Genomic DNA, 13354 nt, shown 5'->3' on the forward strand with positions numbered 1-13354 from the left:
CCGAAGAGTCAGGCAGACACGCGCACCTGCGACATGCCTTTCACCGCTGCCTGGATGGCGCGCAGCACGCCATCCGGAGCCTCGGTCATCAGGCTGTGGCCGGCCGGCAGCGTGAACACCTGTGACTTGCCAGCAGCGCTGATCAGGCTTCTGGCGGCCTTGGGCGGCGTCATCTGATCGGCGCTGCCCAGCACGAAGGTGACGGGGCAACTGACGCGCGCCATGTCTTCCAGCCCGGTGGCATAGCTGTTGCAGGCATTGAAGCCGATGTTGAATACATTGTGCGAGCGGTTGCTGGCCAGCACGTGCTGCATCAGCGCGCGGGCGCCGCCGTAGGTCCAGCTGCCCACATTGGCACCCTGGCCCGGCACGGCCGCGCACAGCGTGGAATGCGAGAAGGTGTTGACCATGTCGATGGCCTTGTCCGGCGCCGAGACCGACATCTCCAGCAGCGCCGGCGATACCGGCATCGGAAACGCTGTGCCCACCAGCACCACCTGCACGACGCGTTGCGGATCCAGGCTGGCCGCATGCAGCGCAATCAGCGAACCCCAGCTGTGGCCCACCAGCACCGCCTCGGTCACCTGCAGGTCGTCCAGCAGCCCGAGCACGCTGGCCGCCGCTTCGGCCACGCTGGCCGGCGGCGCGCCGCTGCTGCGGCCATGGCCGGGCAGGTCGATCGCCAGCACGTTGAAACCATGGTTTGCAAAGTAGCGGCTCTGCAGTGCCCAGACGCTATGGTCGTTCAGCACACCGTGGATGAACACCATGGTCGGCAGATCGGGGTTGTAATCCTTGCCGCCCGTGTACGCGTACAGCACTTCGTTGTTGACGGTGCGTTTCATGCCTGGCCTCCTGCTTTTTCTGCCGCTTTCAGGGCGCGTTTCAGATCGTCGATCAGGTCGTCCGGATCCTCCAGGCCGATGGACAGGCGGATGGTGCCCTGCGTGATGCCGGCCTGCGCCAGCGCCTCGTTGTCCATGCGGAAGTGCGTGGTGCTGGCCGGGTGGATCACCAGGCTGCGACAGTCGCCCACGTTGGCCAGGTGGCTGAACAGCTTGAGCGCCTCGATGAACACCTTGCCCTGCGCGCGGTTGCCGGCGATGTCGAAGCTGAATACGCTGCCCGCACCGCGCGTGCCATGGCGCAGCAGCTTGCCGGCCAATGCGTGGCTGGGGTGGCTCTCCAGCAGCGGATGGCCCACGCGCGTGACGAACGGATGGCTGGCCAGAAACTGCACCACTTTTTCCGTGTTGGCCATATGGCGCTCCATGCGCAGCGGCAGTGTTTCCAGCCCTTGCAGGATCAGCCAGGCACTGTGCGGGCTGAGCGCCGCGCCAAAGTCGCGCAGGCCTTCGCGGCGCGCGCGCAGCAGGAAGGCCCCGGTGCTGCTTTCCTCGCTGAACACCATGCCATGAAAACCGTCATAGGGCTCGGTCAGCTCCGGAAACTTGCCGGAGGCCTCCCAGTCGAAGCGTCCGCCGTCGATCACCACGCCGCCCATGACCGTGCCATGCCCGCTCAGGAACTTGGTGGCCGAATGGTAGACGATGTCTGCGCCCAGCTCCAGCGGCTTCAGCAGATAGGGCGTGGTCAGCGTGGAATCGACCGCCAGCGGCACGCCGGCCGCATGCGCGATATCGGCCACGGCCGGAATGTCCAGCACATCCAGACCCGGATTGCCCACGGTCTCGCCAAAGAACAGCTTGGTATTGGGCTGCACCGCATTGCGCCAGGCTTCCAGATCGCCCGGCGGCACGAAGGTGGTCTCGATGCCGAAGCGCGGCAGCGTGTAGGCCAGCAGGTTGTGGCTGCCGCCATAGAGCGCGGCGCTGGCAACGATATGGCTGCCCGTGCCCATCAGCGTGCTGATGATCAGGTGCAGCGCGGCCTGGCCGGTGGCCACGGCGATGGCGCCCACGCCGCCTTCGAGTGCGGCCATGCGCTGCTCGAGCACGGCGTTGGTCGGGTTGCTGATGCGGGAGTAGACGTGCCCCGCACGCTCCATGTTGAACAGCGCGGCCGCATGGTCGCTGTCCTGGAACACGAACGAGGTCGTCAGGTGGATCGGAACGGCGCGCGCGCCGGTGGCCGGATCGGGCGTGGCGCCGGCGTGCAGGGCCAGCGTATCGAAGCCGGGGTTGGCGTAGCCAGGCATGGGGTCTCCTTCAATGTTTTGTGCCGATTGTGCAAGTGTATATGCTGGGTGCAGCGGGCTAACACGGAGGAAAATGTCTCCAAATGTGGGCTATATTGATCCTGTTGTTTTGTTTTTCACCGGCCATTCCAGAGACAAGGTGCCAACATGAAAGTAAGTGACATTCTTCGCGTCAAGGGCAATACGCTGTACACGGTGCACCCTGACGATTCCCTGCTCAACGCGCTGAACGTGGTGGTGGAGAAGGACATCGGGGCACTGGTGGTGATGGAGCATGGCGAACTGGCAGGCATGCTGTCCTTCCGCGAAATCAACATCCAGCTGGCCAAGAACGGCGGCAGCCTGGGCAACTCCACGGTGCGCGCCGCCATGGATGACCACCCCATCACCTGCACGCCCGAAACCGCGCTGGACGAAGTGCGCCGCATGATGCTGGATCACCATGCCCGCTACATCCCGGTGATGGAAGGCAAGGTGCTGCAGGGCGTGATCAGCTTCTACGACGTGGCCAAGACCGTGGTGGAAAGCCAGAACTTCGAGAACAAGATGCTCAAGGCCTACATCCGCGACTGGCCGGCCAAGGACGAGGAAGACGCCGGCGTCGAATAAGCCTTCGGCACTGGGGCACAGTTGCACAGGGCCCGTGGATTCGAAAGGGTTTCGCATGACACAGGCCATGTTTCGACTGGCAGGGGTTGCAGCAGCAGCGGCTGTGCTGGCTGCCTGCGCCCCATTGCAGGCGCCGTCCGCGGCACCGGCAGCCTCCACGGTTCCACCCAACCCTGAAGCCTCCAGCGGCTGGACCAGCAAGCCCGGCTGGCAATGGCAGCGTCAGGCCGTGGCGGCCGCCAATCCGCTGGCAACGCAGGCAGGGCTGGAGATTCTGCGTGCCGGCGGCAATGCGCTGGATGCGGCGATTGCCGTGCAAATGGTGCTTGGGCTGGTCGAGCCGCAATCCAGCGGCATCGGCGGCGGCGCCTTCCTGCTGTATGACGATGGCAGGACGCTGCAGGCTTGGGACGGGCGCGAAACTGCGCCGGCAGGTGCAAGCGAGACGCTGTTCCTGGGCGCCGATGGCAAGGCCCTGCCGTTCCATGAAGCGGTAGTGGGCGGGCGCTCGGTCGGCGTGCCTGGCGTGGTCGCCATGCTGGAGCAGGTGCATCGAAAGCAGGGCAGCCTGCCGTGGAAGCGCCTGTTCGAGCCGGCGATCCGACTGGCAGAGGCGGGCTTTCCCGTCAGTGCGCGCCTGCACCGGCTGCTGAGCGCCGAAAAATACCTGCGCGCCAACGACAGGACCGCCGCCAGCTATTTCCATGGCCCGGACGGCCAGCCCTGGCCAGTCGGCCATGTGCTGCGCAATCCCGAATATGCGGCCGTGCTGCGCGGCATTGCCGGTCAGGGCGCACGCTACCTGATGCAGGGCGAAGTGGCGCAGGCCATGGTGCGTACCGTGCAGGGTCATGCCGGCAATCCGGGCAAGCTGGCGCTGAGCGATCTGGCACGCTACCAGCCGCGCCAGCATCCGGCGCTCTGTTTCGATTACGAGGCCGTAGCACGCCGCTACGCCATCTGCGGCATGCCCCCGCCCAGTTCGGGCACGCTGGCGATCGGGCAGATCCTGGGCATTCTCAATCACACCCAAGCCGCGAAGCTGCCTCTGCAACAGGGCCAGCCGAGTGCCGACTGGCTGCACCTCTACACGGAGGCAGCGCGCCTGGCGTTTGCCGACCGCGCGCAGTATGTGGCCGATCCCGATTTCGTGCCGGCCCCGGGCGGCAGCTGGCAGGCCCTGCTGCAGCCGGCCTACCTGCAGCAGCGCGCCAGCCTGATCCAGCAGGGGCCGCAAGGGCGTTCCATGCAGACTGCGCAGCCGGGCGAAGCCGGTGGCGTGCGTGCCGCCTGGGCGCCCATGCCGGCCCAGCCCGAATACGGCACCAGCCACATCAGCGTGATCGATGCGCAGGGCCGCGCCGTCTCCATGACCACCACCATCGAGGACCAGTTCGGGGCACGCCTGATGGTCAACCGCGGCAAGGGGCTGGCGGGCGGCTTCCTGCTGAACAATGAGCTGACGGATTTCAGTTTCACGCCCACGGATGCCGCTGGACGCCCGGTCGCCAACCGCGTGCAGCCCGGCAAGCGGCCACGTTCCAGCATGGCGCCCATCCTGGTATATGCGAAGCGGCCGGATGGCAGTCGCGGCGAACTGCTGATGAGCGCGGGCAGCCCGGGCGGCGCGCTGATCATCCATTACGTGGCCAAGACGCTGTACGGCACGCTCAACTGGGGCCTGAATCCCCAGCGCGCCATCGACCTGCCCAATTTCGGATCGATCAACGGTCCCACGCTGCTGGAGCAGAAACGCTTCGCCCCGGCCACCATCGAGGCCCTGCGCAAGCGCGGCGCCGAGGTGCGCGAGATGGACATGACCAGCGGCCTGCAGGCGATCCAGAAAACGCCGCAGGGCTATTTCGGCGGGGCCGATCCGCGGCGCGAAGGGGTGGTGCTGGGAGACTGACAGGCAAGGTGGAGCCTGATCCCGCAGGTTTCAGGCTCGTTCCGTGCCTGCAAAGCGGGACAGGACGCCGCGTCGACTCAACAGGCGGAAACTTGCTTGAGCTTCTCCAGCGCCAGCACGTAAGGCGGATCGTTCGGCACATTCGCCAGCGCATAGCGCACCACGCGCACGGTAGCCGGATCGAGGCTGCACACGTAATCTTCCAGCGCGGAACGCTCCTGCTTGCCGCCGGCGTGCCCGTGGTACACCACCAGCACGATCAGCCCATGCGGCTGCAGCAGCTGCCAGATGCCCTCCAGCGCCGCGATGGTGCTGTCGGCCTGCGTCGTTACCTGCTTGTCACTGCGCGGCAGATAGCCCAGATTGAACACGGCGGCCTGCACCGGCTGCTGCACATGCTGCTGCACGGTTTCATGTCCGGCATGAATCACGCTGACGCGGTAAGCGACGCCGTGTGCCTCCAGCCGTTCGCGCGTGGCCGAGATGGCCTGCTCCTGCACATCGAAGGCATACACATGCCCGCCATCGCCCACCCGTTGCGCCAGCAACAGCGTGTCGTGCCCGTTGCCGGCCGTGGCGTCGATGGCGATATCGCCCGGCTGCAAGGCGCGTTGCAGCAGCCCGTGGGCAAAGGGAACAATCTCGGGCAGGTGGCGGGTGAGGGCAGGGCGCATGGCGTATCGGCAGACAGACAGGAAAACTCAGGCGGCAGGCATCAGGCCCTGTTCGGCCATCGACAGGCTCTGCCCCCGCGCCACGATGATATGGTCCAGCACGCGAATGTCGAGCAGGGCGAGCGCCTGTTGCAACTGGCGCGTCAGGGCAATGTCGGCACTGGATGGCTGCACCTGCCCGCTCGGGTGATTGTGCGCCAGCACCACGCTGGCGGCATGGTGGTGCAGCGCGCGCAAGGCCACTTCGCGCGGGTAGACGCTGGTCTGGTTAAGCGTACCGCGAAACAGCGTCTCGAGCTGGATCAGCTGGTGCTGGCTGTCGAGAAACAGCACGGCAAAGCACTCATGCGGCAGATTGCCGAGGTGCGCCTGCAGGTAGTGGCTGACCAGCGCCGGGTGGTTGAGCAGGGTACGCTGCTGCAGCTGTTGCGCCATGGCCCGGCGCGCCAGTTCCATCACGGCCAGCAGTTCGGCACGTTTGGCGGTGCCGCCCAGGCCCTTGATCTGCCCTAGCGTGCGCGCATCGGCATGCAGCAGCCCGGCCAGACCCTGGCAGGCATCAAGCACATCCTGCGCCATGACCAGCACGTTGCGCCCGGCCGTGCCGGTGCGCAGCAGCAGTGCCAGCAGTTCGACATCTCCCAGCGCTGCGGCACCATGCTGCAGCAGGCGTTCGCGCGGACGGGAGGCATGCGGAAGGTCGTGGAGCGCCATGAAAACCCATTGATAAATAAAAAGTATTATAAATGAGTGATGCCGGATTTGATCCCGGGCAGGCGACAATGCCCTCGCTCCGCCTGCCATGCAGCCAGCCTCTTACAATAGCGCATCCAACCTCCGGACCGGATCATGACTGAAGCTACCCCCTCCGCAGCCCCCGGCACGCCCGTGGTGCAAGCCGATTCCTTTCTCACCCTGCATTACCGTCTGTCCGGTCCGCAGGGCGATGTGATTGACACCTTCCTCGAGCAGCCCGCCACGCTGTCGCTGGGCACTGGCGAACTCTCGCCGGCGATCGAGGAGAAGCTGATCGGCATGCCCGAGGGCACGCACACCACCTTCGAACTGCCGGCCGGCGCCGCCTTTGGCGAGCGCAATCCGCAGATGCTGCAGTGGCTCAAGCGCAGCGTGCTCAAGGAAATGGGCGATCCGAACGAGGAATACGCGGTCGGCGAAGTGGTGCAGTTTCCCACGCCCGACGCGCAAGGCCAGTTTGCCGGCACCGTTGCCGAGCTGGGCGAGGACGCCATCCTGTTCGACTTCAACCACCCGCTGGCGGGGCAGCCCGTCACCTTCGAGGTGCAGATCATCGGTGTGCTATGACTGAACGCAATCCTTCGGCCCCCATAACCGCTCCCGATGCCGGCATCGTGCTGGCTGCGCCGCGCGGCTTCTGTGCCGGTGTGGATCGTGCCATCGACATCGTCGAACGCGCACTGGAGAAATTCGGCCGTCCGATCTACGTCCGGCACGAAATCGTGCACAACACGCATGTCGTGAACGACCTGAAAAATCGCGGCGCCATCTTCATCGAAGACCTGGCCGAGGTGCCACCCGGCGCCACGCTGGTATTCAGCGCGCATGGCGTGAGCAAGGCGGTGCAGGAAGAGGCCGCCCAGCGCGGCTTCCAGGTGTTCGATGCCACTTGCCCGCTGGTGACCAAGGTGCATGTCGAAGTCGCCAAGCTGGCGAAGGAAGGCTACGAATTCATCATGATCGGCCACAAGGGGCATCCCGAAGTGGAGGGCACCATGGGCCAGCTCGACAGCGGCATCCATCTGGTGGAAGACGTGGAAGATGTGGCCCGCGTGCAGCCTTCGCAGACCGAACGTCTCGCCGTGGTCACGCAGACCACACTCAGCGTGGACGATGCGGCAGCCATCACGGCCGCCGTCAGGGCGCGTTTCCCGAACATCCGCGAGCCCAAGCAGCAGGACATCTGCTACGCCACGCAGAACCGCCAGGACGCCGTCAAGGTGCTGAGCAGGCAGGCCGACGTGGTCATCGTGGTCGGCAGCCCGACCAGCAGCAACAGCAACCGCCTGGCCGAACTGGCGCGGCGGCTGGGCGTTCCGGCCCATATGGTCGACAATGCCGATGAGTTGCAGCCCGAGTGGTTCAAGGATGCTGCCACGGTCGGCATCACCGCCGGCGCGTCCGCCCCCGAAATCCTGGTCGAAGAGGTGGTGGCCCGCGTGAAGGCCTACGGAGCCGTTTCCGTGCGCACCATGGATGGCGTGCAGGAAACGCTCAAGTTCCCGCTGCCCAAGGGCCTCAAGCTCGACCAGTAATTCCCCGTTTCAGAAGTATCCCCATGCTAGACATCCTCCTGCTCCGCAAAGACCTCGACAACGTAGTGGCCCGCCTGCAGACGCGCAAGTCGCCGCAGCCCTGGCTGGACGTGGCTGCCTTCACCGCCCTCGAAGCCGAGCGCAAGACCATCCAGACCCGCACCGAGGAGCTGCAGTCGCAGCGCAACACGCTGTCCAAGCAAATCGGCCAGCTCAAGGGCAAGGGCGACCATGCCGGTGCCGAGGCCGTGATGGCTCAGGTCGGTTCCATCAAGCAGGAGCTGGAAACCAGCGCCGCCCGCCTGACCGAGATCCAGACCGCGATCGACGAGATCCTGCCCGGCGTGCCCAACCTCCCGCACGAGAGCGTGCCGGTGGGCAAGGACGAAGCCGACAACGTGGAACTGCGCCGCTGGGGCACCCCGCGCCAGTTCGATTTCGAGGTGCGCGACCACGTGGATCTGGGTGCACCGCTGGGTCTGGATTTCGACACGGGCGCCAAGCTTTCGGGAGCGCGATTCAGCTTCCTGCGCGGCCCGGTGGCGCGCCTGCACCGTGCGCTGGCCCAGTTCATGCTGGATGTGCAGACCACCGAGCATGGCTACACCGAGTGCTACACGCCCTACATCGTCAACGCCGACAGCCTGCGCGGCACCGGCCAGTTGCCCAAGTTCGAAGCCGACCTGTTTGCCGCGAAGAAGGGTGGCCAGGAGTCGGAAGAGCATCCCGACAACACCCCGCTGTATCTGATCCCGACCAGCGAAGTGCCGCTCACCAACACCGTGCGCGACACCCTGTTGGCCGAATCCGACCTGCCGATCAAGCTGACGGCCCACAGCCCCTGCTTCCGCTCCGAGGCGGGCAGTCATGGCCGCGACACGCGCGGCATGATCCGCCAGCACCAGTTCGACAAGGTCGAGATGGTGCAGATCGTGCATCCAGAGAAGAGCTACGAGGCGCTGGAGGAAATGACCCACCACGCCGAAGCCATCCTGCAGAAGCTGGGCCTGCCGTACCGCGTGATCGTGCTCTGCACCGGCGACATGGGCTTTGGCGCCACGCGCACGCACGATCTGGAAGTGTGGGTGCCGGCGCAGAACACCTACCGCGAGATCAGTTCGGTCAGCAACTGCGAGGCGTTCCAGGCGCGCCGCATGCAGGCCCGCTTCAAGAACGCGAAGGGCAGGAACGAACTGGTGCACACGCTCAACGGTTCCGGTCTGGCCGTGGGCCGCTGCCTGGTGGCTGTGCTGGAAAACTACCAGCAGGCGGACGGCAGCATCGAGGTGCCCGAGGCGCTGCGCCCCTACATGGGTGGTGTCAGCGTGCTGCGCGCGGACTGAGTCAGGCGAAAAAATGCGGACGGCCTCTTGGCGGAGGCTGTCACTTGCATGTAAAATTGCCTGTTTCCTGCAGCGCTCTCGCTGCGGAATGAACAGACCACGGAGAGATGGCAGAGTGGTCGAATGCACCGGATTCGAAATCCGGCATACAGGTTCTCCTGTATCGAGGGTTCGAATCCCTCTCTCTCCGCCAGACGTAGGTTTTCAATCCCACCATAGATTGCCCGCTAAAGTACAAATCCCCTCTGAAGCCGCTAAGTAAAGCGGCTTTTTTTGTCCGCCAAGGGCCGCTAGAATTGACTTCAATCCGCCATTTCACGGTGGGATAGATGGAGGGGCAAGGTGGGATTACGCGCTAAGGAGCTATCAGCTCTCGTTGTCGGCAGGATCAAGAAACCGGGCATGCACGCTGTAGGTGGTGTCCCCGGCCTGTACCTATACGTGAGTGATGCCGGTGCGCGTTCGTGGATTGTGCGGGTGACCGTTCACGGCAAGCGCCGCGAAATGGGGCTAGGTGGATTCGACGATGTGACGCTGGCCCAAGCCCGCGAGAAAGCTCGACAGGCCCGCCAGCAAGCCATCGAGGGCATCGACCCGGTGCAGGAGCGCAAAGCGGCCCGGCTGCGCCGCAAGACAGAGACTGTCCCCACCTTCAGGAAGTGTGCTACCGACTACATCGACGCACATGCGGCTGAATGGCGCAACGTCAAACATGCAGCGCAATGGGCCAGCACGCTCGACACATACGCTTATCCCCTTATCGGTGAAATGAGCGTGGCCGATATTGAGACACGGCATGTACTTGAGGTACTGCGCCCGATCTGGACAAGCAAGACAGAAACCGCTACCCGTGTTCGTGGCCGCATTGAACAGGTGCTGTCATCGGCAAAGGTGGCCGGATACCGCGAGGGTGAGAACCCGGCACGCTGGCGCGGCCATCTTGACCAGCTACTGCCGACGCCATCGAAGATTGCAAAGGTGTCCCACCACCCGGCCATGCCGATTGACGATGTTCCTGCATTCGCAAAGCATCTGCTATCTGGCAATGGCATCGCCGCCCGCGCTCTGTTGTTCGCCATCCTGACCGCTGCCCGTAGTGGCGAGGTACGTGGTGCGACATGGGACGAAATCGACATGGACGCGCGCCTGTGGGTGATTCCTGCCGAACGGATGAAGGCAGACAGAGAGCATCGTGTGCCATTGAGCGATCAAGCCGTGGAGCTGCTGAAAGGCTTGCCGGTGTTCGTGGGTGTGGATTACGTGTTTGCTGCGCCGCGTGGAGGCCAGCTATCGGACATGAGCCTGACGGCTTGCATGCGCCGCCAGCAACTGCCGTATGTGCCACATGGGTTCCGTTCGACCTTCAGGGATTGGTGCGGTGAGCGTACCCATTACCCCGGCGATCTGGCCGAAATGGCGCTGGCGCACGCGATCAAGAACAAAGTAGAAGCTGCATACCGCCGTGGCGACATGCTGGAAAAGCGCCGCCAGATGATGCAGGAGTGGGCGGATTTTGTGCTGCCGAGGGTGTGATGCAAGTGATCGACAACGACATCCTAGCCACGCTCTTCAACATCCTGTGCGACCGAACAAAAACCCAAATCACGCGGAAAGCCGCGCCAATTCGTAACATTCCGGGGTTTGTCAGTTTGCTGAAAGCTTTCAGCAAGAGATACCAGAAGAAAAGACATTAGGATTAGACCCAATGCACCAGACGGACAAACATTTGTTCGCATGGTGCAGAAAGTGAAAAGGCCCACGCGCCAACGTGAGCCTTCTCGACCTACCACAAGGGAATTGCAGCAAGCCATCCGGGCGGATGGCTTCATTAGACCACACACCGTTTGTGGTGCTGCAAGTTATCCCACCTTCAAGAAAGGAAAACTTGCCATGAGCGAGGCCAACATTCAACAAACCGTGCTGCGCGAGCAACAAGTATTGCAGCGTTTCGGCATCGGACGCACCACCTGGCGCGATGGTGTCCAGTCCGGCAAATTCCCCAAACCTATCAAGTTCTCGGCCCGCTGTGTCGGCTGGCGCGTGGCCGACCTGGACGCTCTCGAGGAACGTCTGGCCGCTGAAGCCCTGGCCGAGTAAGTGAGGTACTGCCATGCAGACCACACATGCCGACAAGGCAGGCGGAGCTACGCCTGTACCGGGGGTGCGTCATGGGCTTTGAACGTGACCGACTCCCCGACGCCGAGAGCTATTACCAGTCGCACGGCCTGAAGCTGGACGGCAAAGGCAAATGGCGTACTACTGAATGCCGTTTTCATGGCGGCAGTGATTCCATGCGGATCAACACCCATACCGGCGCATTCGTGTGCATGGCTGGCTGTGGTGCAAAGGGCGGTGACGTACTGTCCTACGAGATGGCCGATGCCGGCACCGACTTTGTGACTGCTGCAAAGGCTCTTGGCGCATGGGTAGATGACGGCAGGCCCGCACCGAGCCGCCCTACTGCGATCCCGCCGCGTGACGCGCTGCAAATTCTCGCCACTGAAGCAAACCTGGTGGCCGTGGCCGCTGGCAATGTCGCCCATGGCGTGAAGTTGACCCAAATTGATCTTGACCGCGTGATGCAGGCAGCAAGCCGTATCACGTTCATCGCGGAGGTATTCGCATGAGCGCCGTACTCGAAAAATCCGTGGCCGTGCTGGATGCAGCAATTGCACGCAAGTCTGACTGGCCCACGCTCAACCCGCTGCCCGAACAGGACGCCAATCAGGCCGATCCGTTCCCATTCGATGCGATGGGGCACAACATGGGCGCAGCCGCACGGGCAATTGCGCATGGTGTTCAAGCGCCTGATGCAATCGCCGCTGGCAGCGTACTCGCCGCCGCCGCCCTGGCCGTGCAACCGCATGCCAATGTGGTAGCGCCCTACGGTGCCCGTGTTCCCCTGAGCCTGTTTATTTTGACTTCTGCCAGCTCTGGCGACCGCAAGAGCGCAGTAGATGCCATTGCCTGTAGCGCCGTGGATGAGCTGCGCAAAGAGCAGGCCCGCAAGTTTCAGGAGGAACTGAAGGCATGGGAGGAGGCGAGCAGGGAGAAAGGCAAAACCCCGCCGCGCCCGATCATGCCCTGCCTGACAACGAGCAATGCCACTGTGGAGGGGCTGACAAAGCAACTCATGTGCCAGTCCCACATCGGGGTATTCAGCTCTGAAGGTGGCGAAGCTCTCGGAGGGCACTCCATGCGCGATGAGCGAAAAGCCGCTGGACTGGCCTTCTACCTGAAGGCATGGGACGGTGCGACCATCGACGCGCTGCGCAGTGGCTTCGGCAATATCGTGCTGCTGAACCGCCGCATGAGTATGCACCTGCTGGTGCAGCCTATCTTGCTGCGACAGCTATTGAGCGATCCGCTGGCCAGTGGGCAAGGCATGCTGGCCCGGTGCCTGATTGCGCAACCTACTACGCTGGCCGGTACCCGGATGTTCAAGAACGTCAACGCCTACAACGATCCCGCTGTGGTGGCCTTCAACGCCCGGATTACCGATCTGCTGCGAATCACGCCAGACTGCTGGCCGGATGGCGATGGGTTTGCCCTGAAGCCGCGCGACTTGCATCTGACCGATGACGCAATGCGAGCCTGGACGGCTTTCTACAACGCCGTAGAAGTGGAGCAGGCGCCCGGCAGGGAACTGGAGGGAGCGCGAGCCTTCGCCAGCAAGACGGCAGAACATGCACTGCGCATTGCCGGTGTGCTGGCGATGTATGACAGTGCCGAAGCTGGCCGCATTGACGCGACTGCAATGGATGGCGGCATCAGGGTTGCCAACTACTACCTGACCGAGCATGTACGCCTGACACGATCCAGTCAGGCCGACAAACAGCACGGGCAACTGCGTGCGCTGCTGGAGTGGATGCAGGAACAAGGCAGCCTGGTGCAACAGGCGACGATCTTGCAGAAGTCGCCGCGCAGCATCGGCCATCGCAAGAAAGACCAGCTTATGCCGCTGCTGGACGAGCTTGCCGAGCGTGGCTACATCCGCAAGTCTGGTACTGCATGGGAGGTTCGGCCATGTTCCGACTGAACATTGATAGCGTGCTGGCTAATGCTGGCTACGCGGCTAAAGCGGCTAAAGCGGCTAATGTGGCTAAACAGAACTCCGACGAATTAGCCAAATTAGCCGGAATAGCCAAATTAGCCATTAGCCAGCAACCGGCTAACGAGCCGTTCCCGGTGCTGGACGAGCTGCTGACAGCCGCGCTCCGCGCCTGCGACTACTGGGGCGATGACTACGCCGCCCGACAGCAAATGATCGACGACTGCCACGCCATCCCGCCCGACAAGCGGCAGGACTGGATTGACTACTTCGTGCAGCAATACCCGAAGTGATGCCGTAGCCCGCCCCGTGCGGGCTT

At 63.6% G+C, this 13354-nt stretch carries 14 protein-coding genes and 1 tRNA gene; 11 read left to right on the top strand and 4 right to left on the bottom strand.

The features are described 5' to 3' along the window. Positions 1-8: 8 nt before the first annotated feature. Both ACX36O_RS03510 and ACX36O_RS03515 read right to left on the bottom strand, forming a co-directional pair. On the bottom strand, positions 9-845 hold the full coding sequence (locus ACX36O_RS03510) for an alpha/beta fold hydrolase (RefSeq protein WP_371687218.1): 837 nt from the start codon (positions 843-845) through the stop codon (positions 9-11). After that, positions 842-2158, bottom strand: a complete 1317-nt coding sequence (locus ACX36O_RS03515) for an O-acetylhomoserine aminocarboxypropyltransferase (protein WP_213359493.1) — start codon at positions 2156-2158, stop codon at positions 842-844. The genes ACX36O_RS03510 and ACX36O_RS03515 overlap by 4 nt, the downstream gene beginning before the upstream one ends. Positions 2159-2305: 147 nt before the next feature. On the opposite strand from ACX36O_RS03515, the gene ACX36O_RS03520 reads away from it, so the two are divergent. Continuing rightward, a complete protein-coding gene (locus tag ACX36O_RS03520; protein ID WP_091817570.1) occupies positions 2306-2767 on the top strand; it encodes a CBS domain-containing protein in 462 nt (153 codons plus the stop codon). A gap of 55 nt (positions 2768-2822) precedes the next feature. Continuing rightward, entirely contained in the window at positions 2823-4676 is a 1854-nt protein-coding gene (locus tag ACX36O_RS03525; RefSeq protein ID WP_213359496.1) for a gamma-glutamyltransferase family protein, read from the top strand. Between the two features lie 77 nt (positions 4677-4753). Here the strand turns inward: ACX36O_RS03525 and mnmM are convergent, their stop codons facing one another. Both mnmM and radC read right to left on the bottom strand, forming a co-directional pair. Beyond that, complete coding sequence (gene mnmM / locus ACX36O_RS03530; protein WP_213359499.1) at positions 4754-5350, bottom strand: tRNA 5-(aminomethyl)-2-thiouridylate-methyltransferase MnmM; 597 nt, start codon at positions 5348-5350, stop codon at positions 4754-4756. A 27-nt stretch (positions 5351-5377) separates the two neighbouring features. Beyond that, positions 5378-6064: a RadC family protein gene (radC, locus tag ACX36O_RS03535; protein ID WP_213359501.1), complete on the bottom strand. Its 687-nt coding sequence runs from the start codon at positions 6062-6064 to the stop codon at positions 5378-5380. Positions 6065-6199: 135 nt separating this feature from the next. Between radC and ACX36O_RS03540 the strand changes: the two genes are divergently transcribed. From ACX36O_RS03540 to ACX36O_RS03580, 9 genes are all read left to right on the top strand, one after another. After that, on the top strand, positions 6200-6673 hold the full coding sequence (locus ACX36O_RS03540) for an FKBP-type peptidyl-prolyl cis-trans isomerase (RefSeq protein WP_213359503.1): 474 nt from the start codon (positions 6200-6202) through the stop codon (positions 6671-6673). Next, entirely contained in the window at positions 6670-7641 is a 972-nt protein-coding gene (ispH, locus tag ACX36O_RS03545; protein WP_213359505.1) for a 4-hydroxy-3-methylbut-2-enyl diphosphate reductase, read from the top strand. The genes ACX36O_RS03540 and ispH overlap by 4 nt, the downstream gene beginning before the upstream one ends. A gap of 23 nt (positions 7642-7664) precedes the next feature. Beyond that, a complete protein-coding gene (gene serS / locus ACX36O_RS03550) occupies positions 7665-8984 on the top strand; it encodes a serine--tRNA ligase (RefSeq protein WP_213359509.1) in 1320 nt (439 codons plus the stop codon). Positions 8985-9085: 101 nt separating this feature from the next. Next, positions 9086-9177: transfer RNA gene (locus tag ACX36O_RS03555), tRNA-Ser, on the top strand. A gap of 209 nt (positions 9178-9386) precedes the next feature. Next, a complete protein-coding gene (locus ACX36O_RS03560; protein WP_488360066.1) occupies positions 9387-10517 on the top strand; it encodes a tyrosine-type recombinase/integrase in 1131 nt (376 codons plus the stop codon). Between the two features lie 357 nt (positions 10518-10874). Beyond that, positions 10875-11081 (top strand): helix-turn-helix transcriptional regulator, encoded by a 207-nt coding sequence (locus ACX36O_RS03565; protein WP_488360067.1) that lies wholly within the window; start codon positions 10875-10877, stop codon positions 11079-11081. Between the two features lie 71 nt (positions 11082-11152). After that, positions 11153-11611 (top strand): CHC2 zinc finger domain-containing protein, encoded by a 459-nt coding sequence (locus ACX36O_RS03570; RefSeq protein WP_488360068.1) that lies wholly within the window; start codon positions 11153-11155, stop codon positions 11609-11611. Beyond that, entirely contained in the window at positions 11608-13023 is a 1416-nt protein-coding gene (locus ACX36O_RS03575; RefSeq protein WP_488360069.1) for a YfjI family protein, read from the top strand. Before ACX36O_RS03570 ends, ACX36O_RS03575 begins: the two co-directional genes overlap by 4 nt. Continuing rightward, positions 13011-13328 carry a hypothetical protein gene (locus tag ACX36O_RS03580; protein ID WP_488360070.1) on the top strand — a complete coding sequence of 106 codons (318 nt, stop codon included), beginning with the start codon at positions 13011-13013 and terminating at the stop codon, positions 13326-13328. Before ACX36O_RS03575 ends, ACX36O_RS03580 begins: the two co-directional genes overlap by 13 nt. Positions 13329-13354 lie beyond the last annotated feature (26 nt).

Source organism: Brachymonas sp. KE5, from assembly GCF_057773645.1.

Bases quoted from the DNA above. Each gene is read 5' to 3' on its own strand.
- ACX36O_RS03510 (WP_371687218.1), bottom strand. From the start codon at position 845: ATGAAACGCACCGTCAACAACGAAGTGCTGTACGCGTACACGGGCGGC.
- ACX36O_RS03515 (WP_213359493.1), bottom strand. From the start codon at position 2,158: ATGCCTGGCTACGCCAACCCCGGCTTCGATACGCTGGCCCTGCACGCC.
- ACX36O_RS03520 (WP_091817570.1), top strand. From the start codon at position 2,306: ATGAAAGTAAGTGACATTCTTCGCGTCAAGGGCAATACGCTGTACACG.
- ACX36O_RS03525 (WP_213359496.1), top strand. From the start codon at position 2,823: ATGACACAGGCCATGTTTCGACTGGCAGGGGTTGCAGCAGCAGCGGCT.
- mnmM (WP_213359499.1), bottom strand. From the start codon at position 5,350: ATGCGCCCTGCCCTCACCCGCCACCTGCCCGAGATTGTTCCCTTTGCC.
- radC (WP_213359501.1), bottom strand. From the start codon at position 6,064: ATGGCGCTCCACGACCTTCCGCATGCCTCCCGTCCGCGCGAACGCCTG.
- ACX36O_RS03540 (WP_213359503.1), top strand. From the start codon at position 6,200: ATGACTGAAGCTACCCCCTCCGCAGCCCCCGGCACGCCCGTGGTGCAA.
- ispH (WP_213359505.1), top strand. From the start codon at position 6,670: ATGACTGAACGCAATCCTTCGGCCCCCATAACCGCTCCCGATGCCGGC.
- serS (WP_213359509.1), top strand. From the start codon at position 7,665: ATGCTAGACATCCTCCTGCTCCGCAAAGACCTCGACAACGTAGTGGCC.
- ACX36O_RS03560 (WP_488360066.1), top strand. From the start codon at position 9,387: ATGCACGCTGTAGGTGGTGTCCCCGGCCTGTACCTATACGTGAGTGAT.
- ACX36O_RS03565 (WP_488360067.1), top strand. From the start codon at position 10,875: ATGAGCGAGGCCAACATTCAACAAACCGTGCTGCGCGAGCAACAAGTA.
- ACX36O_RS03570 (WP_488360068.1), top strand. From the start codon at position 11,153: ATGGGCTTTGAACGTGACCGACTCCCCGACGCCGAGAGCTATTACCAG.
- ACX36O_RS03575 (WP_488360069.1), top strand. From the start codon at position 11,608: ATGAGCGCCGTACTCGAAAAATCCGTGGCCGTGCTGGATGCAGCAATT.
- ACX36O_RS03580 (WP_488360070.1), top strand. From the start codon at position 13,011: ATGTTCCGACTGAACATTGATAGCGTGCTGGCTAATGCTGGCTACGCG.